This is a genomic window from Citrifermentans bremense R1 (genome assembly GCF_000426865.1).
Taxonomy (GTDB): domain Bacteria; phylum Desulfobacterota; class Desulfuromonadia; order Geobacterales; family Geobacteraceae; genus Geomonas; species Geomonas bremensis.
This window is the reverse complement of the sequence record NZ_AUGE01000025.1, coordinates 23131-45196: the sequence shown is the minus strand read 5'-3', so window position 1 is coordinate 45196 and position 22066 is coordinate 23131. Positions and strand designations below refer to the sequence as shown.

Here is a 22066-nt window from a genome sequence, read left to right as displayed (position 1 = left end):
TTTCTTTATCTGTTTCTTTATCTGTTTCTAAAGAATCAAGTAGTAGAGCGGGAAGATGAAGATCCAGACCAGGTCAACCAGATGCCAGTACAGGGTCACGTTTTCCAGGGTGACGTTGTCAGCGCTGTTGAGTATTCCTTTTTGCACCATGACTGCGGTCCAGGTCATCAGGATCCCGCCGATGATGACATGGATCCCGTGCAGCCCGGTGCTGAGGTAGTACAGGCTGAAGAAGATCGATTCTCCCGGCGGCCCCGCGATCAGCTTGGGGGAATTCGGATAGATGCCGTGATGGAACTTGGCGCTCCACTCCAGGTACTTGATGAACAAGAAGATGAGCGCGCAGCCGATGGTGCCGGAGAGAAGCCCCAAGGTGAGCTGCTTCGCCCCACGCTTGATGGCGGTGACCGACATGGCGGCGAAAAGTGAGCTGGTCAGAAGCACCACGGTGTTGGTCGCGCCAAAGACCAGGTCAAGCTGGTGCCCCCCCAGGCCGAACTCTTTCGGGTACCGGGTCAGGTAGACCGAGTAAAGGATGAAGACCCCGCCAAAGAGAAGCATCTCCGTGAACAGGAACAACCACATGCCGAGCTTTGCTCCAAAACTGTCCTTTTCCGCATGACTCATGGAATGCCTGCCCCCTTGAACTCGTACGGCCCGTGGGTCACCACCGGGTCCTCATCAAAATTTTCGGTGGGAGGAGGCGTGGCGATGCTCCACTCAAGCGTCGCGCCCCCCCAGGGGTTGCCGGTGAACGGCTCGCCCCGGAACAGGCCGCGCCAGAGGTTCCAGACCACGATGACGATTCCTGCCACCAGGATCCAGCTCCCGACGGTGGCCACGAAGTTCAGCCGGGCGAATTCCGGGAGGTAGTCGTAATAGCGCCTGGGCATCCCCTCCATCCCCAGCACCTGCATGGTGAAGTACATGACGTTGAAGCCTACGAACATGAGGATCCAGCCGAAGATGGCGGGCTTTTCCTTATATCTGCGCCCGTAGTATTTGGGGAGCCAGTAATGCGCCGCCGCGAAGAAGGCGAAGCCGGTGCCGCCGAACATGACGTAGTGGAAATGCCCGACCACGAAATGGGTGTCGTGCACGTGGATGTCGGTGGCGGCGGCGCCGAGGATCAGCCCCGACAAGCCGCCGATGGAGAAAAGCAGGATGAAGGAGAGCGCGAAGAGCATGGGGGCCTCAAGCGAGATGGAGCCCTTGTACATGGTGGAGACCCAGTTGAACACCTTGATGGCCGAAGGGATCGCCACGATGAAGGTCAGGAACGAGAAGACCAGGACACCGAGGTCGCTCATGCCGGAGGTGTACATGTGGTGCCCCCAGACGGCGGAGCCGGCCGCGGCGATGGCGAGGCTGGAAAAGGCGATCATCTTGTAGCCGAAGATGGGTTTCCTGGAGAAGACCGGGATGATGTCCGAGATCACCCCCATCCCCGGCAGGATCATGATGTACACGGCAGGGTGCGAGTAGATCCAGAACATGTGCTGGTACATCACCGGGTCCCCGCCGCGGTTCGGGTCGAAGAGCCCGAGGCCCAGGATCCGCTCGGTCACCACCAATAGGAGCGTGATGGCGATGATCGGGGTGGCGAGCACCTGCACCCAGGCGGTCGCGTAGAGGCTCCAGGTGAAAAGGGGGAGCCGGGTCCAGGTCATCCCCGGCGCGCGCATGCGGTGGATGGTGGTGATGAAGTTGATCCCCGTGAGGATGGAGGAAAAGCCGAGGACGAATACGCCGAAGACCGCGAGGGAGACATTAGTGCTGGTCCGGGCGCTGAAGGGGACGTAGAAGGTCCACCCTGTGTCGGGCGCGCCTCCTCCGGTGAAAAGCGAAACGAGCACGATGACGGCGCCGATGGCGTAGAGCCACCAGGATAAAAGATTCACCCTGGGAAAGGCGACGTCGCGGGCGCCCAACTGGATGGGGAGCACCAGGTTGCCGAAGGAAGCCGGTATCCCCGGGATGATGAAGAGGAAGATCATCACCACCCCGTGCACCGTGAAGAGGGCGTTGTAGGTCTGGGCGGTGACGATGGTCGGGCCGGGGGCGATCAGCTCCAGCCGGATCAGGAACCCGAGGACGACCCCCACCAGGAAGAAGCTCAGTACGCAGTAGAGGTACATCATCCCTATCCGCTTGTGGTCGGTTGAGAAGATCCAGGAGCCTATCCCGCTCCTCCCGGTATCCCGCCAGAAACCGCCCTGCGCCATTGCCGTATCTTGACTCATTTTCCCTCCGAACGAACCGGCACCCTGTCACAGGCGCCAGGTGATCTTGTCGCTGTTATTCCCTTTTCTGCCCTTTCCCCGCCGGCGGTTTTTTGCCCCCGAAAACGAGGAAGGCGGCGAATGCGAGCACGCAGGCTATGATCACCGTGGCGCTCACCCGCAACAGGTTGAATTCGTAGCTTTTGCTCTTGGGATCGAAGCTGAAGCAGTAACCCACCATCTTGCTGATGGTGGCGCCGACCCTCCCCTGGCGGGCCTCGATCAGGGCGAGGGTGACGTCCTTGGCCAGGAACTGGGTGCCGTAGAGGTAACGGACGATCATGCCGTCGCCCGCCACCACGAAACTCGCCACCGGATGCACGAAATCGTTCCCCTGGCGCCGGAACTGGAACCCGGCCGCATCGGTGAGCTTGCGGATGCTCGCCGCGTCGCCGGTCAGGAAGGTCCAGTTGCCGGCGGGAAATTTCCCGCGCATCACCGTCTCGTACATCCGCTTGGAGCGCGCCGCCCGCTCCGGCGTCTCGCGCTCGTCGAAGCTCAACGACAGGACCCGGTAGTCCTTTCCCGGGACCAGCTTGATCTCCGGGAGCACCCTGGCCAGACCTTCCTGCATATAGTTGCAGACGTTGGTGCATGAATAATAGACGGGAAGGATGATGGTCGGCCCGGTGATGAGTTCCGACAGGCGCCGTTCGCGCCCCGTCTCGTCCCGGAAGGTCAAATCGAGGGGTATGCGGCCGCCCAGCCTCTCGGTGAGCCCGAGCGGTTGGGCATTGGCGGCGGCGGAGGAAAAGGAACTAAGCGGCTGGGGCCCTTCCACGTGTGCCGCTGCGGTGCCCCAAAAAAGCAGCACCAAAACCGGCACCCACGCTCCCCACCGCCTTACAAAACCCATGTGTCATCCCGCCTTGCCAAGATCATTAAGAGACAAGTGCTCATTGTAATGGAAAGTTGCAGCATGTCCATTGCTGAGACAAAAAATGCAGACCCGCGCTGGGAGCATGGCTGCGGGTTTGCTCGGCCAAAAGAGGGAAGATGTGCCGGCCAAATAATAAGCTTGACTTAATAACCATATACATTAGACTGTACCAATCTCATTCCTCATATGGCAATCTAGCCTGTGGGCGGCGACGCCGCCTTTTCGGCGACAAGGAGGCCGGCATGAAGAATTACCGCGGTAAATTGGTCATGGCTGCAATCATCCTCTCCTGTGGATTGGTGATGCAGGCCGAGCATTCGGAACAGGTCCAACTGAAGCAGGATACAAACGAGATCCGCACAAGCCCAGAGGACAGCCAAGCAGGGACCAACAGCAGTACGGTCGCACACAACGTAGACAGCTCCCGGTAACTGCCGGCAACGGCCCAAGATTCCAGCGCCCGCCCCGCGGCCCTCGACAGCCGCTGGGCGAGTTGCCCCTCCCATCCGTAATCCTCTCCGGTTTTCTCCATATAGTTTCACTAATTGCTCAAGTTTTAAATTACGCGGGACGATAAACGACTGTGAATCTTAAATGCCAAGATCTACAGGAGATCGTATGTCTTTATTCTCTCGCGTATTAACGATCAACTTCATTGCTGTCGCCACCACGATTGGCGCTGCCGTCGCCTTCGGCAGCGGGGTTGGTCTGTTCGCCGCCGGCGCCGTGATAATCCTCCTCTCCGCCGTAGCCTGCGGCCTGTCGTCACGTGGGGAAACCAGGGCGTTGGAGGAAATGGCCATCGCGCTGGAAAGCGCCGCGGCGGGCGATCTTTCCTACCGGGTGACCGGCGGCGGCGACGGCGAGATAGGACGCATAGGGGCCGCATTCAACACCATGATGGGCGACTGGAACAAGACCATGCACAAGTTCTTCACCGTCACCGATCTGGTACGCGATTCCGTCGCCCTGGTGAGCGCAACCAACGACGCCATGGCTGCCGCGGCCGAGGACGTCGCGCTGCAGGCCGCTACCATAGCTACCGCCAGCGAAGAGATGTCCGCCACCTCCGGCGACATCGCGCGCAACTGCCTCTACGCCGCCGAGAACGCCCACAGGGCGACCGAGGAGACCACCTCCGGCGCGGAGATCGTCAGTAACAGCGCAAGGCTCATGGAGAACATCGCCCAGCGCGTCATGGCCACCTCCAGCTCCGTCGCCGGGCTGGGCGAGCGTTCCGACCAGATCGGCGCCATAGCGGGGACCATCGAGGACATCGCCGACCAGACGAACCTTCTGGCCCTGAACGCGGCCATCGAGGCGGCCCGCGCCGGCGAGACCGGCCGTGGCTTCGCCGTCGTCGCCGACGAGGTGCGCGCCCTGGCGGAGCGGACCACCCGCGCCACCAAAGAGATCGACGCCATGATCAAGTCGATCCAGACCGAGACGAGAGCCGCCGTCGGCTCCATGGGAGAAGGGGTCGAGCAGGTGAACCAGGGGACCGCCGAGACCTGCCGCTCCGGCGAGGCGCTGAACGGCATCCTCAAGATGATCAACGACCTGACCATGCAGCTCTCCCAGATCGCCACCGCGGCCGAAGAGCAGACGGCTACCACCCACGAGATCACCAGCAACATCCAGATGATCACCAGCGTGGTCAACAGCAACGTAGAAAGCGCCCGCGACACCAGGGCCGCAACCGGGAAGCTGGTCCAGCAGGTGGACGAGCTGCACCAACTGGTATCGCACTTCCAGCTCTCCGACGCCATGGTCTGGGACCAGAGCTTCGCCACCAACATCGGCACCTTCGACGACCAGCACAAGAAGCTCTTCGCCATGGTGAACGAACTGAACCAGGCCATGCAGCACAAGCGGAGCAAGGAAGCGATCGGCTCGGTCTTGAACCGCCTGATCGAATACACCGGCAGCCACTTCGCCGCCGAAGAAGAGGCTTTCCGCAAGAGCGGCTATCCCGAGGAGGAGGCGCACGTCAGGGCGCACCGGGACCTGGTGCAGCAGGTGGTGGCGCTGCAGCAGAAATTCAACGCCGGCGAGACCCTCCTTACCCACGACGTCATCGAATTCCTGCAGAACTGGCTGGTCAAGCACATAAAGGGGACCGACGTCCGCTACACCTCCCACCTGACCAAGGCCGGAGTCCGCTAATCCGGCGGCTACAGCAAAAAGGGGGACAGGCTACTTTATTTTTCGAAAAAGTAGCCTGTCCCCTTTTTTGTTTCCTGCCGGCATTCCTCCAGCCACCCCAATGAATTTAAGGAGTTCTCCTGAACATCTTTTTCTGCTATTAAAGGGGGGCAGGCTACTTTATTTTTTAAAAAAGTAGCCTGTCCCCTTTTCCCAACTGCCGAGGTCGCTATGTCATCGAAAACAGCACTCCTTCTGCTCCAGATGGGAGGCCCGGACTCCCTGGACGCCGTGCACCCCTTCCTTATGAATCTGTTCACGGACCGGGACATCATCAAAATCGGGCCCGCTTTCCTGCAGCCGTTCATCGCCCGGCGCATCGTCAACAAGCGCGCGCCCAAGGTGGAGGAGTACTACCGGCAGATCGGCGGCAAGTCCCCGATACGCGAGCTGACCGAGGCGCAGGGAGAGGGGCTGCAGCAGCTTTTGGGGGAGGATTTCCGCTCCTTCGTGGCCATGCGCTATTCGCGCCCCTCGACCATCGACGCGCTGGCGGCGATCAAACGCGCGGGAATCGAGCGGGTGATCGCGCTGTCGCTCTACCCGCACTACTCCAAGGCGACCACCGGGTCGAGCGTCAATGAGCTTAAGCGCGTGCTGAAGGAGTCGGGGGCGAAGTTCGAGATCAGCTACATCGACCGCTTCTACAACCATCCGCTCTACATCAAGGCCTTGTCGGAGAAGGTCGTGCAGGGGCTGGCCTCGTTCCCCGACCGCAAGGACGTGGAGATCGTGTTCTCCGCCCACTCGCTCCCCCAGTCCTTCATCGAGGAGGGGGATCCCTACCTGGACCACATCCAGGAGACGGTGCGCCTGGTCATGGAGCAGGTGGGGGAGGGGAGCCACACCCTTTGCTTCCAGTCCAAGGCGAGCCGGGTCAAATGGCTGGAGCCTTCCACCGAAGCGACCATCGTGCAGATGGCGAAGGCCGGGAAAAAGAACCTACTGATGGTTCCGCTTTCCTTTGTTTCCGACCACATCGAGACCCTGTACGAGATCGACATCCAGTACGGCGAGGAAGCGAAGGCGCTCGGCATCGAGCGTTTCGTCCGTAGCGAGTCCTTGAATTCATCGCCGCTCTTCCTGGAGTGCCTGGCGGACCTGGTGAAAACGGCGGCAAGCTGATGAAAACCTGCAGCATCTGCAAGAAAGAGTACGACGAGAACGAACCCGACACCCTGTACGGCGAAGCGGGGGAATGGCTGGCGGAAGAGCTTTTCAAGGACGCTGGCGAGCTTTGCCGCAGCTGCCGCGAGAACCGCGCCCGTCTGGTCATGATGTACGGGCACGACGTGAACACCTGAAACCCTGAAACCATTGGCAAGGAGAACATCTGAGGAGATCTGAGAAAAACCAAAGAGAGACCCCTTAGAGGTTTGGGTTTCTCCCGCCTTTGCTCAGATTTCCTCAGAGTGCCTCCTTGCCAACGGTTTTCGTTTTTGGAGCCTTACATGGAACGCATTACTTTAGACGGCATCAACCTCACCCTCGCCAACCCCATCGAGCTGCCGCTGCGCTGGGTGGGGGACGAGGAACTTTTGAAGCAACTTCTGGCCGCGTGGATGGTGATCGACGAAAGGGACATCCCCTTCAACCCCCGCCTGATCGGTAAGCCGGGCGTGGGCAAAACCACCCTCGCCTACGCCGCCGCAAAAAGGCTGGGACGCAAGGTCTACCTCTTCCAGGCCACCATGGACACGCGCCCCGAGGACCTGATCGTGACCCCGGTGATCGGGCCGGAAGGGTCCATCCAGTACGCGGCTTCTTCCCTGGTCTCCGCCATGATCAGCGGCGGCGTGCTCATCCTCGACGAGGGGAACCGCATGAGCGAGAAGGCCTGGGCTTCGCTCGCGCCGCTTCTGGACGACCGCCGTTACGTCGAATCGATCATCACCGGCCTGCGCATCACCGCCCACCCCGACTTCAGGATCGTGGTGACGATGAACGAGGATTCCTCCACCTTCGAAGTCCCGGAATACATCCATTCGAGGCTGCAGCCGCAGCTCTTCATCGACTTCCCCGAGGCGGACGAGGAGCTGGCCATCCTGAAAGAAAACCTACCCTTCGCCGGGAGCTCCATCCTCAACTACGTCGTGCAGTTCCTGCAGCGCGGACACGCCTCCGACGAGCCCTATTCGGTGCGGGACGGCATCAACATCGCGCGCTACGCGCTGAAGATGATGGCAGCCACGGAAAAGGATCCGCGCGAGCTGCTGCCGCTTGCGGTGGAGAGGATCCTCGGCGAAGAGGCGCTCCGCTACCTGAAGTAACCCAACCACTTATGCCCGAGCGCCTGCATCTCGAAAATTTCGGCAACGTCCACGCCCTCCCGATCCTGCACTACCGGATGGAGTTCGCGCATCTGGTGCGGGATGCGTATGAGGTTCTGAAACCGGACTGCATCGCCATCGAGCTCCCCAGGACTCTGGAACCGCAGTTCCTGCGCGCCGTCGCGCGCCTCCCCGAGCTTTCCGTCCTCGCCTATCATGTCGCCGGCCAATCCGTCTTTCTCCTCGTCGAACCCGCCGACCCTCTCATCGAGGGGGCGCGGCTCGCGCTCAAGCACCGCATCCCGCTGCACCTGGTCGACATCGACCTGGACAGCTACCCGTCCCACGACGAGCAGCTTCCCGACTCCTACGCGGTGCAGCGCATCGGGCTGGAACCGTTCTACCGGGAGGTGGAAAAGCTCTACCGCGACCTGGAGCCTTGCGAGGAGGACCTGCGCCGCGAGCTCGGCATGGCCCACAGGCTGCAACAGCTCTCGGCGCAGCACCAAAGGGTCCTTTTCATCTGCGGCATGTCGCACCTGGAGCGGATCCGGGAAAGCTTCGGGCGGCCTCTGGCGCAGCCTCTTACCCGCACCCACCGCGAAGGGATCGCCATCTTCAACCTGCACCCGGAATGCTGCCACGAGGTCCTGGCCGAATATCCCTTTCTTTCCTCCCTCTACGAGACCAGGAGATCGCCGCTTCCTCCCGAACCCACGCAGGCCGCCTCCTTGCGGAAAAGCTTCAACGCCTTCGAGCTGATCCTGGGAGGGAAGCAGTCCATCCCCGAGGAGCAGGCGCTCTTGGAGTCGATCCAGCGCAGCGCCCACCGCATAGCTGACGAAGGGGAGATGCCGGACCGCCAGAAGATCATGCTGCGGCTCTTCCTGGAGGCGGCGCGCCACTACCGACAGGAGACAGGCGATAAGGTCCACTACTGGCAGAAGCGGGCCTTCTTCCGTTTCGCCAGGAACTATGCCCTGCTGTCGCAGATGCTCCTTCCCGACCTGTACCAGATGCTCGCTGCCGCCCGAGGGTGCCTCGACGACAACTTCGCCTACGCCTTCTTCCGGTTGGCCGCGCACTACCCCTGGCAGCGCGAACAAAGCGACATCCCGACCCTGAGGCTTTCCGCGGCCGAGCTTTCGGCGGGGACCCGCAGGATACGCTTTCGCCCCCGGGAGCAGGTACGCGGCAAGGGGCGCTCCGGCATCAAGATGACGAACCGGCGCAAGGAAAAGCGCCCCGGCGACTGGCTGGAGGGGTTCGACGACCCGTATATCTGCTCCTATCCCCCCGAGGACTTAAGCATCGAGGAATACGGAAGGAACCTGAAGCGTATCGGGGCGCGGCAGCTGAGCGAGGAGGCGAGCCGGACCGAGCCATTCTCGGTGTCCCTTCTGGACGGGATCGACATGCGCGAGACCATCAGGAACCTGCGCGAAGGGAAGATCTACGTAAAGGAAAACAAGCGGTTAAAGAGCGGGGTAGGGTGCGTGGTGGTGGTCTTCGACGAGGACCGGGAGGATTCCGGGTACCCCTACTGCATGACCTGGCTCGGCGAGCACGAACAGGAATCGGACATGGCTTTTTACGCCACACCTCCCACCGACAATATCGTCGGCCCCGGCATTTCCCGCTGCGAATACGGGGGGTTCCTGTTAAGCTACCCGCCGCGCCGGATGCACGACGTCTGGCAGGACCCGGATTACCGCGAAGCCCTGGGGAAGGGGGAGGTGCTGTTGATGGCGGCGCTGGATTATTCGTTGGAGAAGGACGTGGTATATGCCGCGGCGAAGCCGCCGAGGAGCTATCTGAAGCAGCAGGCGGCGCGCCTTGGGAAGAGGATCATCTATCTGCCGCTGGGGAGCCTCTCGCCGGTGGCGCTCAAAAGGCTCCGGGCGTTTCACATCCTCTACGGCAAGGACAAGCGGGACATCGCCAAGGACTATATCTGGTAAAACCTTAAAACGGTTTTGCTTTTCATCCCTTCCGCAATATCCTCTTGTCCCCCATCCTGATGGTGAGCTTCTCGCTGTCGAAGTATTCCAGAAGCGGAATCATGAACTTGCGGCTTAGGCCCGTGACCTCGCGGAATTCCGGGGGAGTGATCTCTCCTTTTTCCTTCAGCCGCGCCACGAGTTTCTCGCGCAACTCGGCTACGGCCCCGGGGGCATAGAAGATATCCCCCTTGATCTTCGCCACCCTCCCTTCGCGGGTGAGCAGGTTCGCATGATCTAATACCTGCTTCTCGCTGCAGCCCAGCATGTCGCAGAGCTCCTTCAGGGTGGGAGGCTCGCACCATCCCTTTTTCAGCGCCTCCTCCAGCGCCGCCTGCACGCTCGCCTGGTCCTGGGTCACCCCCGCTTTGCGCCCGGGGAGCTTGACCAGATCCCGGTCGGAAAGGGCCTGTCCGTCCTTCTCCATGCTGGCCAAGAGCGGGCCGAAGAAACGGGGGTCGCTCCGCTTCGGTATCCGGGATTTCAGCTCTTCCTTCCCAATCCCCTCTTGCATCGGGTTCTCTTCCAGGTAGTCGTGCAGTTCCCCGGACAGCTTCTGCTTCAATTGGGCGAAAGCGTCCTTGCCCAGGAAGATGCGAGGCTCCTTCACCACCTGAATCGCCGCGCCGCTGGAGAGAAGGGGCGCCAAGGCGGCCTCGATCCGCTTTGCGGACATGCCGGAGCGGTTCACCATCTCCTGCACCGAGATCCCCGACAGAAGCGACGACTCCACCAGTAACCGGATCCTCTCCTGGTCGCCCCCCGATTCCGCCGCGGCCAAGAGTTCCAGCGCCTCGACGGTGCGCCTGCGCCTTCTCGGGGGCGCCGGGTCAAGCACCGTACCTCCCCCGAGGGTCGCCTGGGGCGAATAGGTGCGGAGCACGAACGGGTCGCCCGGCAGCAACAGCACCGGCCTGGAGAGGCGCAACTGCACGTAGGCGCTCTCGCCGGGCTGCAGCGCTCCCCGGTCGAAAAGGATGATCTTGGCGGGCACCTCGTAGGTCGCGGAATGGAGCCGGACGGTGGCGCGGTGCTTCAGCTCCTTCCCTGCGGAGGCGAGGTAGTTGAGCCGGACGTCGACGGCGCTGGTCGGCTGGTAGAGCCCTTTGGGGACGACGACGTCGCCGCGCTCGACGTCCGTGTGATCGACCCCCTGCAGGTTGACTGCAAGCCTCTCCCCAGCCCCCCCCTTCTCGACCTTGGAGCCGAAGGACTGCACGCCGCGCACGCGGCAGGCGATGCCGGAAGGAAGTATCTCGACCTCGTCCCCGACCGATACGGCGCCGGAGAGAAGGGTCCCGGTGACGACGGTACCGAAGCCGGTCACGGTGAAGACGCGGTCCACCGGGAGCCGGAAGGGGGAGTCGACCCGCTTCTGCTCGATCTCTCCCGCCATTCGGGTCAGCTCGGCCTTCAGCGCCTCGATGCCGTCGCCGGTCCGGGAAGAAACGGCGACGATGGGCGCGCCGGCGAGGAAGCTCTCGGCCAGATACTCGCGCACCTCCTCGGTCACCAGGTCGAGCCAGTCCGGCTCCACCGTGTCCTTCTTGCTGAGGACGACGATGCCGCGCTTGACCCCCAAGAGCTGGCAGATCTCCAGATGTTCGCGGGTTTGGGGCATGATCCCCTCGTCGGCGGCGATCACCAGGAGCACCAGATCCATCCCCCCCACGCCGGCGACCATGGTGCGCACGAACCTCTCGTGCCCCGGGACGTCGACGATGCCGAAGCGCAGGTCTCCCGGCAGCTCCAGGTGCGCGAACCCGAGCTCGATGGTTATGCCACGGGCCTTTTCCTCCTTGAGCCGGTCGGTATCCACGCCGGTCAGCGCCTTCACCAGGGAGGTCTTGCCATGGTCTATGTGTCCGGCAGTGCCGAGAATTAGATGCTTCATCGTTCGTTGCTCCAAGAGAAAATAAGGTTCGGGGGGGAGTCTCAATCCTTGAACTGCAGCTGGTAAAGCCGGTAGTAGACGCCTTTGGCATCCATCAATTCCGCGTGGGTCCCTTCTTCCATCTTCTCGCCATGATGGATGACCACGATGCGGTCGGCGTCGCGGATGGTGGAGAGCCGGTGGGCTACCACCAGCGTGGTCCTACCATGCATCAATCCCTCCAGCCCCCGCTGGATCAGGCGCTCGCTCGCCGTGTCCACGCTCGCCGTCGCCTCGTCAAGGACCAGAATGTCGGGGTCGAAGGCCACCGCGCGGGCGAAGGAGATCAGCTGCCGCTCCCCGGCCGAGAAGTTAACCCCGCGCTCCCGCACCTCCTCCTCGAACCCGTTGGGAAGCTCTCTTATTAAACGGTCCGCGCCGACCACGGCCGCGGCCTTTTCCACGCGCTTCAGCGCCTCCGGATCCCCGAGCGAGATGTTGTAGGCGACGGTCCCGGAAAAGAGGTAGGGATCCTGCAGCACCACCCCGATCCGCTTCCTCAGGGTCTTCAGCGGGATCTCCCGTATGTCGGCGCCGTCAACTGTTATGGAGCCGCGGTTCACGTCGTAGAGCCTGGAGAGAAGGCGCGTCACGGTGGTCTTGCCGCCGCCGGTCTCCCCGACCAGCGCCACCTTCTCGCCGCGCCTCATCTGCAGCGAGAAGTCCTTCAGCACAAAGGCGTCCTCGCTGTAGGCGAACCAGATGTCGTTGAAACAGATGCTGCTCCCCGCCTCATCCGGCGCCGTCTGGCACGAGACTCCCTTCTCTTTTCCGGCGCCTGTCGCGGCCGGGGCGAGTAGGGCAGGTTCAAGCGCCTGGTTGTCCAGCAGCGTGAAGATCCGCTCCAGCGACGCCATCGCCCCCTGCATCACCGAGTATTTGGCGGAAAGATCCCGGATCGGGGAGAAGAAGCGCTCGATGTACTGGATGAAGGCGACCAGCGCGCCGAAGGAAAGGGTCCCCCTGACGATCTCCCCTCCGCCGTACCAGATGATGAGCGCCACCGCCACCGAAGAGAGCGTCTCCACCACCGCGTAGAGCGCAGCGTCCCAGGTGATGACCGGGAGGTTCGATTCCATGTACTCCGTGTTCAACCTGCGGAACTCGCGCGCCTCATCCCTTTCGCGGTTGAAGAGCTGTACCACCGCCATGCCGCCGATGCTCTCGGTCAGGAAGGAACTCAAATTGCTCTGCCTGGCCCGCACCTGCCTGAAGGCAGCGCGCATCCACTTTCGGAAGGCGAATGCCGTCCAGATCAGGAAGGGGAGCACCGAGAAGGTGACCAGCGACAGCTTCACGTTCATGAAGAGCATGATGCCGACGATTCCCGCCAGGACCAGGACGTCCCCGACGACGGTGACGATGCCCGCCGCGAACATCTCCCCCAGCACCTCGATGTCGCTAGTGAGCCTGGAGACGAGGCTCCCGACCGGGGTCCGGTCGAAGAAGCGGGCCGACAGGCGCTGGATGTGCGAGAAGAGCTGCACCCGGATGTCGTACATCACCTTCTGCCCCACGTACTGCAGGAGGTAGACCTGCGCGAACATGAGAAGCGATTCTGCGAGGATGACGCCGAGGAAAAGCGCCGCCAATGACGGGAGTCCGGCCATCACCCCTTTGGTGATGTGGTCGTCGATCGCCAGCTTGAGGATCCAGGGCTGGACCAGCTTGGCAGCCGCCACGAAGGGGAGAAGAACGAGCGCGGCCGCGATGAGGCGGCGATACGGCAACAGGTAGGGGAAGAAGCGCCCCATCAGCCGCCGGTCGTACATCTTGCCGACTATCTCGTCCTCGTAGATCCCGCCGAAGTGCATACTAAAGCCTCTCTATCTCCGCCTTCAACTGCTCTTCCTTATGGATTGCGGCGTAGCGCCCGCCCAACTCCAAAAGCTCCTCGTGGCTTCCCTGCTCGACGATGGCCCCCTGCTCGAGCACGATGATCTGGTCGCACCCCCGCAAGGGCGAAAGCCTGTGCGATACGATGAGAACCGTCCGCTCTCCGTAGTAGCCGGAAAGGGCGGACAAAATCTCTTCCTCGGTATCGGCGTCGACCGCGGAAAGGGGGTCGTCCAGCACCAGTATGCTCGGCTCCTTCAGAAGCGCGCGCGCTATGGAAACCCTCTGCCGCTGCCCCCCGGAAAGGGTCACCCCCCTCTCGCCCACCAGGGTCTCCAACCCCTGCGGGAAACGCGCGACGTCCCCGGCGAGCCCGGCTATCCTTACGGCGCGCTCGATTTCTTCTCTCCCCGCCCCGGGCTTTCCGTAGGCGACGTTCTCGGCGATGCTGCGCGAGAAGAGAAAACCTTCCTGCGGCACGAACCCTACGGCGGCGCGGATCTTCTCCAAGGACATCCGGTTCAGATCGACTCCATCGACGAAAACGGTGCCATCGGGCACCGGGAAAAGCCTGGGGATCATCCTGACCAGGGTGGACTTGCCGCTTCCCACCACCCCGACGATGCCGACCCGGGAGCCTGCGGGTATCTTCAACGTTATCCCGCGCAGCATCTCGGTGGCGCCGTAGGAGAAGGTGAGGTTCCTGAACTCGACCTCCCCCCTGATCTCGCCGGGATCGACGGGGTCGGTCGGCTCGACCAGCTCGGCGCTAGCGTTGAGGATCTCGCCCAGCCGCGCCATGGAGGCGGCACCCCGCTGCACCAGGTTCAGGATCCATCCCAGCATGATGGTGGGCCACACCAGCATGGCAAGGTAGCCGTTGAAGGCGACGAAGCCGCCCAGGGTCAGCTCCCCGCTGACTACCTGCGCGCCGCCGACGAAAAGGATGATGAGCGTGCCGAAAGCGCCGGTCGAGGCCATGATCGGGAGCATAAACCCGCGGATCTTCGCGACCGCCATGCTCGCGTCGCTGTAGCCGTCACAGGCCTGCCGGAAGGTCTCGATCTCCCCATCCTCGCGGCAATAGGCTTTCACCACCGCGGCGGCGGAGACGTTTTCCTCCACCCGGGTGGTCAGCCTGGAAAGCGCCTCCTGCATCCGCTTGGAGGTCTTGAACATCGAGGCGCTCAGCTTCTTCACGATGAAGATCATCAACGGGAAAGGGGCTATGGCGCAGACGGTGAGAAAGGGGGAGATGCGGGTCAGCAGTATAAGGGCGGCGGTGTAGACGATGAAGGTGTTGAGCACGCTCAGCACCCCGAAGCCGAGCAGCATCCTGACGTTGGTCAAATCGTTAGCCAGCCGTGAGAGGATGTCGCCAGTGCGCCAGTTGGAGAAATAGGTGCGGTCGAGCGTCAACAGCTTGCCGTAGAGGTCCTCGCGCAGCAGGTATTCGATGCGGCGGCCGGCATTAAGAAGCGTGGTGCGTGAGAAAACGCGGATTATCCCTTGCCCCACGGCGGCTGCCGCGATCATGGCGCCGTACTGCCCTGGGGTGAAGCGGCCCGAAGCCGGATGCTGCAACTCCTCTATGGCGAGCTTCAGCAGCCAGGGAATCGCTAGCCCGCACAGGTTGGTGCCGACCAGCAGCAGCGCGCCGCCCAGGTAGGCCCCCCTGCAGGTCCGCACGTAGCGGTATAGTCTCTTCAGTTCCTCGATGGCACACCTCGTCCGGGTCTAACGCCACGGTACTATTATTACATTTCACTTTTCCTGTCAAAGCTTTTACCCCCCCGCCACATGAACGTTTTTTGTTTTAAAATCGTGTATACCCGCACCAAACGCCCGCTTTCAGCTGCTGGTGCAACAAGGTACGCATTTGCTTCCTTTTCCCTGTAACTTCAGTGACTTTAGCCTAATATCGCTGGTCCGCCCACCGTTGTTTTAAAATTTACATTTTTCTTCGAATTGTGTCGCCGTAATTTCTTGATAATTTCACGCAATTAGCGCCACTTTCTTTAAAACTCCTTCTTTTTCAATGACTTCAACGCGAAACAAATCCTTGCTTTTTTGTTTTAAAATGGCGTATATTCCAGCTGCTTTTTTTCAACACCCGCCAAAACGGTCATTTGTAAAACGATGTTCTTAAAGAATGACATATGAAGGAACTTTCTCCTTGCGTCCCGGTCGGAGTGGTCGTATGATTCTCGCCGTTTATTAAATTTCCCACTACCTCACGAGGTCCGCTGTGAAAAACAAGTTGATGCACCTGTCGAACGAGACCATGAACGTCGGTTTCGTGAAAAAGGTGGAGGCGCTTTCCGGCAGCTCGGTGCGGCGCTGTTTCCAGTGCGGCAAGTGCTCCGCCGGCTGCCCGATGTCGGCGTTCATGGAGCACCCCCCCAACCGGATCGTCCGGCTGCTGCAGCTCGGGCAAGGGCAGCGCGTCCTCGCCGGCCGCTCCATCTGGTACTGCGCCTCCTGCGAGACCTGCACCACCCGCTGCCCCAACAAGGTCGACCTCGCCGCCATCATGGACGCGCTGAGAAAGCTCTCCTGGGACGCCGACGGCCCCTCGAAGGAGAGCTACGTGCAGCTCGCCAACCGGCTCTTCATTGAGAACATCCGCACCTACGGCAGGCAGTACGAGCTGAGGCTGGGCGCCGCGTTCAACATGAAGAGCGGACAGTTCCTGAAAGACCTGATGCTCGGGCCGAAGCTGATCTCCAAGGGAAAGCTCAAGATGTTCCACTCGAAAAACAAGAACATCGGTGAGATCGAGGCGATCTTCAAGAGGATCGAGGAGATGCGCAAGAAAGGAGAGGCGCTGTGACACCTGGCAAGAAACGGCTCAATTATTCCTACTACCCCGGCTGCTCTCTGCACGCTTCGGGGCGCGAATACGACATCTCCACCCGGGCGCTCTTCAAGGCGCTGAACGTCGGGCTGAAGGAGGTGCCGGACTGGTTCTGCTGCGGCGCTACCCCGGCCCACAACGTGGACGAGCTTTTGTCGCTCTCCCTTTGCGCCAAGAACCTCTCGCTGGCGGAGCAGGTCGAAGGTGACCTGGCCGTTGCCTGCGCCGCCTGCTTCTCGCGGCTTAAGACCACGCAGCACCACCTGAAAGAGGACGAGGAGAAGAGGAAGCAGGTCGAGACCGCAATCGCCGGACCGGCTGCCCTCGACAAGCCGGTCAAGCACATCCTGGAGATCCTGGCGCGGGAATTCGGCCTGTCCAAGCTGGAGGAGAGCGTCAAGAAGCCGCTAATGGGGCTGAAGGTGGCAAGCTACTACGGCTGCCTCCTCACCCGCCCCCCCGAAGTCCCCGAGCTCGACGACTGCGAGGACCCGAGCATCATGGAAGATATCCTGCGCGCGCTCGGCGCCGAGCCGGTCAAGTGGTCGCACCGGATGGAGTGCTGCGGGGCCAACTTCACCCTGTCGCGCCCGGGCGTGGTACTGAAGCTCTCCAACGCCATCCTGGAATCCGCGCGGCTCGCCGGAGCCGACTGCATCATGGTCGCCTGCCCGCTTTGCCACGGCAACCTCGACATCAGGCAGAAGGAGATCAAGGACGCCTATGGCGCCCCCGACTCCACGCTGTTCGGCAACATCTTCGGCTCCGAGCTGCAGCAAGGAGCACCCAAGGACCAGCGCGACCTGCCGGTCTTCTACATCACGCAGCTCGCCGCCCTCGCCATGGGAGTCCCCTCCGGGAACCTCGGCTTCGAGAGCGTCATCACCGACCCGAAGCCGCTTTTAAGAGAGAAACAACTGCTGTAGCCCAAGGGCCGGCAGCTAACGATTGAGGAGCTTATGTCCAGAATCGGCGTTTTTGTGTGCCACTGCGGCGAGAATATCTCCCGCACCGTGGATGTGGAGCAGGTGGCCAGTGCCGCCGGGGAGATCCCCGGCGTAGCTTACGCCTGCGATTACAAGTACATGTGTTCCGACCCGGGGCAGAACCTTTTGAAGAAGGCCGTAGCCGAGCACAAGCTCGACGGCGTGGTGGTGGCGGCCTGCAGCCCGCGCATGCACGAGAAGACCTTCAGGAAAGCGGCATCGGCCGCGGGTCTCAACCCGTACCTCTGCGACATGGCCAACATCCGCGAGCACTGCTCCTGGGTCCACGAGGACAAGAAGCTCGCGACGGCCAAGGCCAGCGACATCGTGAAGCTCATGGTGGAGCGGGTCAAGAAGGGTAAGTCCCTCGCGCCCATCACCGTGCCGGTCACCAAGCGGGCGCTTGTCATCGGCGGGGGAATCGCCGGAATCCAGGCGGCTCTCGACATCGCGGACGCGGGGCACCAGGTGGTGCTGGTCGAGCGCGAGCCCTCCATCGGCGGGCACATGGCGCAGCTCTCCGAGACCTTCCCGACCCTTGACTGCTCCCAGTGCATCATGACCCCGAAGATGGTCGACGTCGCCAACCACCCGAACATCACCCTGCACACCTATTCCGAGATCGAAAAGGTCGAGGGGTACATCGGCAACTTCCAGGTCACGCTGAAGCACAAGGCGCGCTCGGTGGACGAGTCCAAATGCACCGGCTGCGGCATCTGCATGACCAAGTGCCCGAAAAAGAAGATCCCCAACGAGTTCGACCAGGGGCACGGGCTGCGCACCGCCATCTACGTCCCCTTCCCGCAGGCGGTCCCCAACACCCCCGTCATCGACCGCGAGAACTGCACCATGTTCCAAAGCGGCAAGTGCGGCGTCTGCGCCAAGGTCTGCGGCCCGGGAGCGGTCGACTACCAGCAGGAGGATCGTTTCTCCGTCGAAGCCGTGGGCGCGGTCGTCGTCGCCACCGGATTTAAGCTTTACTCCATAGACAGAAAGCCTGAGGGCAGCCCAATCCAGGGATACGGCGAGTTCGGCTACGGCGCCATCCCCGATGTCATCGACGGCATGACCTTCGAGCGGCTCGCCTCTGCCTCCGGCCCGACCGGCGGCAAGATCTTGAGGCCCTCCGACGGCAAAGAACCGAAGCAGGTGGTTTTCATCCAATGTGTCGGCTCCCGCGCCAGGGAGAAAGGTATCTCCTACTGCTCCAAGGTCTGCTGCATGTACACGGCCAAGCACACCATGCTCTACCACCACAAGGTGCACGATGGCCAGGCGTACGTCTTCTTCATGGACGCGAGGACCCCGGGGAAGGGGTACGACGAGTTCTGGAGGCGCGCCGTCGAGGAAGAGGAAGCGGTCTACATCAGGGGGATGGTCTCCCGCCTGTACCAGAAGGGCGAGAAGATCGTGGTGATGGGGAGCGACATCCAGGTAGGCGTGCAGGTGGAAATAGAAGCCGATCTGGTGGTCCTGGCCACCGCGGTGCAGGCCCAGGACGGGGCCGACCTCCTGGCCCAGAAGCTCGGCATCTCCTACGACAAGTACAACTTCTACTCCGAGGCCCACGCGAAGCTGAAGCCGGTGGAATGCGCCACCGCAGGGATCTACCTGGCCGGCGCCTGCCAGGGACCGAAGGACATCCCGGACACCGTTTCCCAGGCATCCGCCGCCGCGGCCAAGGTGATGACGCTCTTCTCCAAGGACCAGCTGGAGCGCGACCCGGTCGTCGCCAAGGTCAACGAGAAGTACTGCGTCGGCTGTCTCGCCTGCAAGAAGGTCTGCCCCTACGGCGCCGTCGAGGAGAAAGAGATCAGGGACCGCCAGGGGAATCTGGTCAAGGTAGTGGCCTACGTGAACCCCGGCGTCTGCGGCGGCTGCGGCACCTGCCAGGCCACCTGTCCGTCCAAGAGCGTCGAGCTCGACGGCTACACCGACGAGCAGATCATGGCGATGATCGAATCGCTGTAAAACAAACCGAAAAGCTTTACCACAGAGGTCACGGAGGTTCACGAAGGACACAGAGGTAAACCAAGAGCTTGGGGGTTTTAAACCCGAACCTGATTTCTTTTTCTCTGTGACCTCTGCGATCCTTTGTGACCTCTGTGGTGAGCTTTTAGACTCAGCTATCTAAAGGATTCTCCATGCACGCTGAAGCTAAACAGCACGATTTCGAGCCGAAGATAGTCGCTTTCGTCTGCACCTGGTGCACCTACGCCGGCGCGGACCTGGCCGGCACCAGCCGGATGCAGTACCCGGCCAACGTCCGGGTGCTCAAGTTCCCCTGCACCGGGCGCATCGACCCGGTCTTCATCCTGCGCGCCTTCCAGAAAGGGGCGGACGGGGTGCTGGTCTCGGGATGCCACCCCGGCGACTGCCACTACATGGCAGGCAACTTCCACGCCCGGCGCCGCTTTGCGGCCTTCCGCGCCCTGCTTGATTTCGTCGGGGTCGACCTGCACCGACTCCAGTTCTCCTGGGTCTCCGCCGCCGAAGGGGGAAAGTGGGTCGAGGTAGTGACCGAACTGACCGAGAGGGTGCGCGCCATGGGACCGATGCTGGAGTTCAAATCGCTGGAACACGAGGAGCAGTGGTCTGCCTTTCAAGCTATGGCGGACGTCCCCGGCGTCGTGAACACGCCTGAACTCAAAGAGGCTTACGACAAGATATGAACGCTAAAGCAAACAAAAACCAGTCGAGCTGCATCGAGCCGTCCTACTACCAGGCGGTCACCCAGGCGATCCGCACGCAGGCAGTGCAGGTCCTTAAGGATGGAACCGTGGCCGGCGTTGTCGGTTACCTCCCTGGCCGCCGCAAGGGGACGGCCCGCCCGGCCTTGATCACCACGCCGGAAGAGGCGGAAAAGCTCATCTTCTCGCCGGCCTGCGTCAACAACCTCTCGGTTTACCTGACCAAGTCAAAGAAAGGGGTGCTGAAGCAGGGACGGATCGGTATCGTCGCCAAGGGATGCGACATGCGCGCACTGGCCGGACTGATGGGGGAATCCCAGATCAAGCGGGAGGATCTTTTCATCATCGCCGTCGACTGCGCCGGGGTCTACGGCTCCAGGGCCGAACGCAGCGAGTCGGTGACCGAAGCCAACATTGCCAGGAAGTGCCATGAGTGCACGGTACATCACCCGGAGGGGGCTGATTTTGTGGCGGGTGCCGCCACCGAACTTTCCGGCCTGACCCCGCTGGAAGCCGAGGAGATGGCGCGCATCGAGGCGCTGCCGCAGGCTGAGCGCTGGGCTTTCTGGAAGGAGCACTTCTCCCGCTGCATCCGGTGCATGGCCTGCCGCCAGGTCTGCCCTTTTTGCTACTGCGAGCAGTGCCTGTGCGACAAGAACCGCCCCCAGGCGGTGGAGAACTCCCCCAGGCCCGCAGGAAACACCGCCTGGCACATCGTGCGTGCCATGCACCTGGCCGGGCGCTGCGGCGGCTGCGCCGAGTGCGAGCGCGTCTGCCCGATGGACATCCCGCTGAACCTCCTGAACCGGCGCATGGCAAAGGAGCTGAAGGAGCTTTACGACTACGAGGCAGGCTTAGCACCCGCCGAGAAAGGGCCGCTCAACCAGTACAAGGAAGACGACGACCAGTCGTTCATAAAGTAGAAGCTGTTACCAGTTAGCAACACCCTCACCCCAGTCCCTCTCCCAGAGGGCGAGGGGTTCAAAGGCAAAAACGGTCAAGGCGCGCCCAGCTACGCGGCCTCCTTGGCCACCTAAAGATCGTTGTCCATTGTCAATTGTCAATTGTCAATTGCTTTATAGGAGAATCCTTATGCCGCAGATAATTACGGAACAGAACCTTCGCAATCTGATCGACCTCCTGGTCAAGGAGTCGAAAGTCGTGGTGGGACCCAAACAGGCGGACTCGGTCGTCCTGTACCAGCCGCTTGCCGCCGGGTCGGAACTCACGCTCGACTCGCTGCCCCGCCGCTCGGCCAAAGAGCTGTTCTTTCCCATCTGCGAAAACATCCTTTCCTACCAGAGGCTGGACGGGAAGATGCAGGTGACCGACGTGGACCGCTCCCGTTTCCCCGAAACGGTGCTAATCGGCGCGCCCCCCTGCGATGCCGCCTCTCCGGCCATCCTGGACGCCGTCTTCTCCTGGGATTACAACGACGAGTTCTACCTGGAGCGCCGCCGCAAGAGCACCATCGTGGGGATCGCCTGCACCCAGGGGGACGACGCCTGTTTCTGCACCGCGGTCGGCCTCGCACCCGATACTGATACTGGAAGCGACCTGTTCCTCACCCCGCTCAAGGACGGCTCCTACGCCTGCAAGGCGGTCACGGAAAAAGGAAAGGCCCTGGTCGATGCCCACGCTAGACTCTTCGGCGAAGCCGCTTCGGCGGACGCGGCCCCCTTCGCCGAGCAGGGGACGGAAAAGCTGGACCTGGTGAAGATCAAGAAGTGGCTTGAGGGGCACTTCGAGGACCCGCTCTGGGAGAAGATCTCGGACATCTGCGTCGGCTGCGGCTCCTGCGCCTTCATCTGCCCGGCCTGCCACTGCTTCGACATCAACGACGAAGGGAGCACCGAGCAGGGCTCCCGCCGCAAGCACTGGGACGCCTGCGGCTTCAGCAAGTTCACCAACCACGCCTCCGGCCACAACCCTCGCGACGTGCAGAACAAGCGCTACCGCAACCGGATCATGCACAAGTTCAAGTATTACGACGACAAGTTCGGCAGGACACTTTGCACCGGCTGCGGTCGCTGCGTCCGCGCCTGTCCGGTAGGAATCGACATAGCCGAGATCCTCAGCACCATCAACGCAAAGCAGGATTAACCCCATCTCTCCCCCTCCCTTGAT

18 protein-coding genes are annotated in these 22066 nt (G+C 61.9%); 12 read left to right on the top strand and 6 right to left on the bottom strand.

Going from position 1 to position 22066, the window contains the following annotated elements:
* Nucleotides 1-27 precede the first annotated feature (27 nt).
* The 3 genes from K419_RS0114465 to K419_RS0114455 are packed head-to-tail and all read right to left on the bottom strand — an operon-like array spanning nucleotide 28 to nucleotide 3108.
* On the bottom strand, nucleotides 28-627 hold the full coding sequence (locus K419_RS0114465; RefSeq protein WP_026842222.1) for a cytochrome c oxidase subunit 3 family protein: 600 nt from the start codon (nucleotides 625-627) through the stop codon (nucleotides 28-30).
* The gene (gene ctaD / locus K419_RS0114460) at nucleotides 624-2243 is read right to left on the bottom strand and encodes a cytochrome c oxidase subunit I (RefSeq protein WP_035497277.1); all 1620 of its coding nucleotides are present in this window, start codon (nucleotides 2241-2243) and stop codon (nucleotides 624-626) included. Before ctaD ends, K419_RS0114465 begins: the two co-directional genes overlap by 4 nt.
* A 55-nt stretch (nucleotides 2244-2298) precedes the next feature.
* On the bottom strand, nucleotides 2299-3108 hold the full coding sequence (locus K419_RS0114455) for an SCO family protein (RefSeq protein WP_318842535.1): 810 nt from the start codon (nucleotides 3106-3108) through the stop codon (nucleotides 2299-2301).
* 296 nt (nucleotides 3109-3404) lie between these two features.
* On the opposite strand from K419_RS0114455, the gene K419_RS0114450 reads away from it, so the two are divergent.
* The 6 genes from K419_RS0114450 to K419_RS0114425 all read left to right on the top strand — a co-directional run bounded on the left by K419_RS0114450 (nucleotide 3405) and on the right by K419_RS0114425 (nucleotide 9598).
* Nucleotides 3405-3593, top strand: a complete 189-nt coding sequence (locus K419_RS0114450; protein WP_026842219.1) for a hypothetical protein — start codon at nucleotides 3405-3407, stop codon at nucleotides 3591-3593.
* A 187-nt stretch (nucleotides 3594-3780) separates the two neighbouring features.
* Nucleotides 3781-5328, top strand: a complete 1548-nt coding sequence (locus K419_RS0114445; protein ID WP_026842218.1) for a bacteriohemerythrin — start codon at nucleotides 3781-3783, stop codon at nucleotides 5326-5328.
* A 210-nt stretch (nucleotides 5329-5538) separates the two neighbouring features.
* The gene (gene hemH / locus K419_RS0114440; protein WP_026842217.1) at nucleotides 5539-6492 is read left to right on the top strand and encodes a ferrochelatase; all 954 of its coding nucleotides are present in this window, start codon (nucleotides 5539-5541) and stop codon (nucleotides 6490-6492) included.
* On the top strand, nucleotides 6492-6671 hold the full coding sequence (locus K419_RS0114435; RefSeq protein ID WP_012528479.1) for a hypothetical protein: 180 nt from the start codon (nucleotides 6492-6494) through the stop codon (nucleotides 6669-6671). The genes hemH and K419_RS0114435 overlap by 1 nt, the downstream gene beginning before the upstream one ends.
* A gap of 147 nt (nucleotides 6672-6818) precedes the next feature.
* Complete coding sequence (locus tag K419_RS0114430; RefSeq protein WP_026842216.1) at nucleotides 6819-7637, top strand: AAA family ATPase; 819 nt, start codon at nucleotides 6819-6821, stop codon at nucleotides 7635-7637.
* A gap of 11 nt (nucleotides 7638-7648) precedes the next feature.
* Entirely contained in the window at nucleotides 7649-9598 is a 1950-nt protein-coding gene (locus K419_RS0114425) for a TraB/GumN family protein (RefSeq protein WP_026842215.1), read from the top strand.
* Between the two features lie 22 nt (nucleotides 9599-9620).
* On the opposite strand, the gene selB is transcribed toward K419_RS0114425, so the two are convergent.
* The 3 genes from selB to K419_RS0114410 are packed head-to-tail and all read right to left on the bottom strand — an operon-like array spanning nucleotide 9621 to nucleotide 15095.
* Nucleotides 9621-11531: a selenocysteine-specific translation elongation factor gene (selB, locus tag K419_RS0114420; protein WP_026842214.1), complete on the bottom strand. Its 1911-nt coding sequence runs from the start codon at nucleotides 11529-11531 to the stop codon at nucleotides 9621-9623.
* A gap of 41 nt (nucleotides 11532-11572) precedes the next feature.
* Nucleotides 11573-13384 carry an ABC transporter ATP-binding protein gene (locus K419_RS0114415; RefSeq protein WP_026842213.1) on the bottom strand — a complete coding sequence of 604 codons (1812 nt, stop codon included), beginning with the start codon at nucleotides 13382-13384 and terminating at the stop codon, nucleotides 11573-11575.
* 1 nt (nucleotide 13385) lies between these two features.
* Nucleotides 13386-15095, bottom strand: a complete 1710-nt coding sequence (locus K419_RS0114410; protein WP_026842212.1) for an ABC transporter ATP-binding protein — start codon at nucleotides 15093-15095, stop codon at nucleotides 13386-13388.
* Nucleotides 15096-15654: 559 nt separating this feature from the next.
* Here K419_RS0114410 and K419_RS0114400 point away from each other — a divergent pair.
* The 6 genes from K419_RS0114400 (at nucleotide 15655) to K419_RS0114375 (ending at nucleotide 22042) form a co-directional block, all read left to right on the top strand.
* Nucleotides 15655-16239, top strand: a complete 585-nt coding sequence (locus K419_RS0114400; protein WP_026842211.1) for a 4Fe-4S dicluster domain-containing protein — start codon at nucleotides 15655-15657, stop codon at nucleotides 16237-16239.
* Nucleotides 16236-17189: a CoB--CoM heterodisulfide reductase iron-sulfur subunit B family protein gene (locus tag K419_RS0114395; protein WP_026842210.1), complete on the top strand. Its 954-nt coding sequence runs from the start codon at nucleotides 16236-16238 to the stop codon at nucleotides 17187-17189. The genes K419_RS0114400 and K419_RS0114395 overlap by 4 nt, the downstream gene beginning before the upstream one ends.
* Nucleotides 17190-17222: 33 nt before the next feature.
* Nucleotides 17223-19220, top strand: coding sequence for a CoB--CoM heterodisulfide reductase iron-sulfur subunit A family protein (locus K419_RS0114390; protein ID WP_026842209.1), 1998 nt, complete (start codon nucleotides 17223-17225; stop codon nucleotides 19218-19220).
* 173 nt (nucleotides 19221-19393) lie between these two features.
* Complete coding sequence (locus K419_RS0114385; protein ID WP_012528470.1) at nucleotides 19394-19921, top strand: hydrogenase iron-sulfur subunit; 528 nt, start codon at nucleotides 19394-19396, stop codon at nucleotides 19919-19921.
* Nucleotides 19918-20862 (top strand): 4Fe-4S dicluster domain-containing protein, encoded by a 945-nt coding sequence (locus K419_RS0114380; RefSeq protein WP_026842208.1) that lies wholly within the window; start codon nucleotides 19918-19920, stop codon nucleotides 20860-20862. Before K419_RS0114385 ends, K419_RS0114380 begins: the two co-directional genes overlap by 4 nt.
* A gap of 169 nt (nucleotides 20863-21031) precedes the next feature.
* The gene (locus K419_RS0114375) at nucleotides 21032-22042 is read left to right on the top strand and encodes a 4Fe-4S dicluster domain-containing protein (RefSeq protein WP_026842207.1); all 1011 of its coding nucleotides are present in this window, start codon (nucleotides 21032-21034) and stop codon (nucleotides 22040-22042) included.
* Nucleotides 22043-22066: the final 24 nt, after the last annotated feature.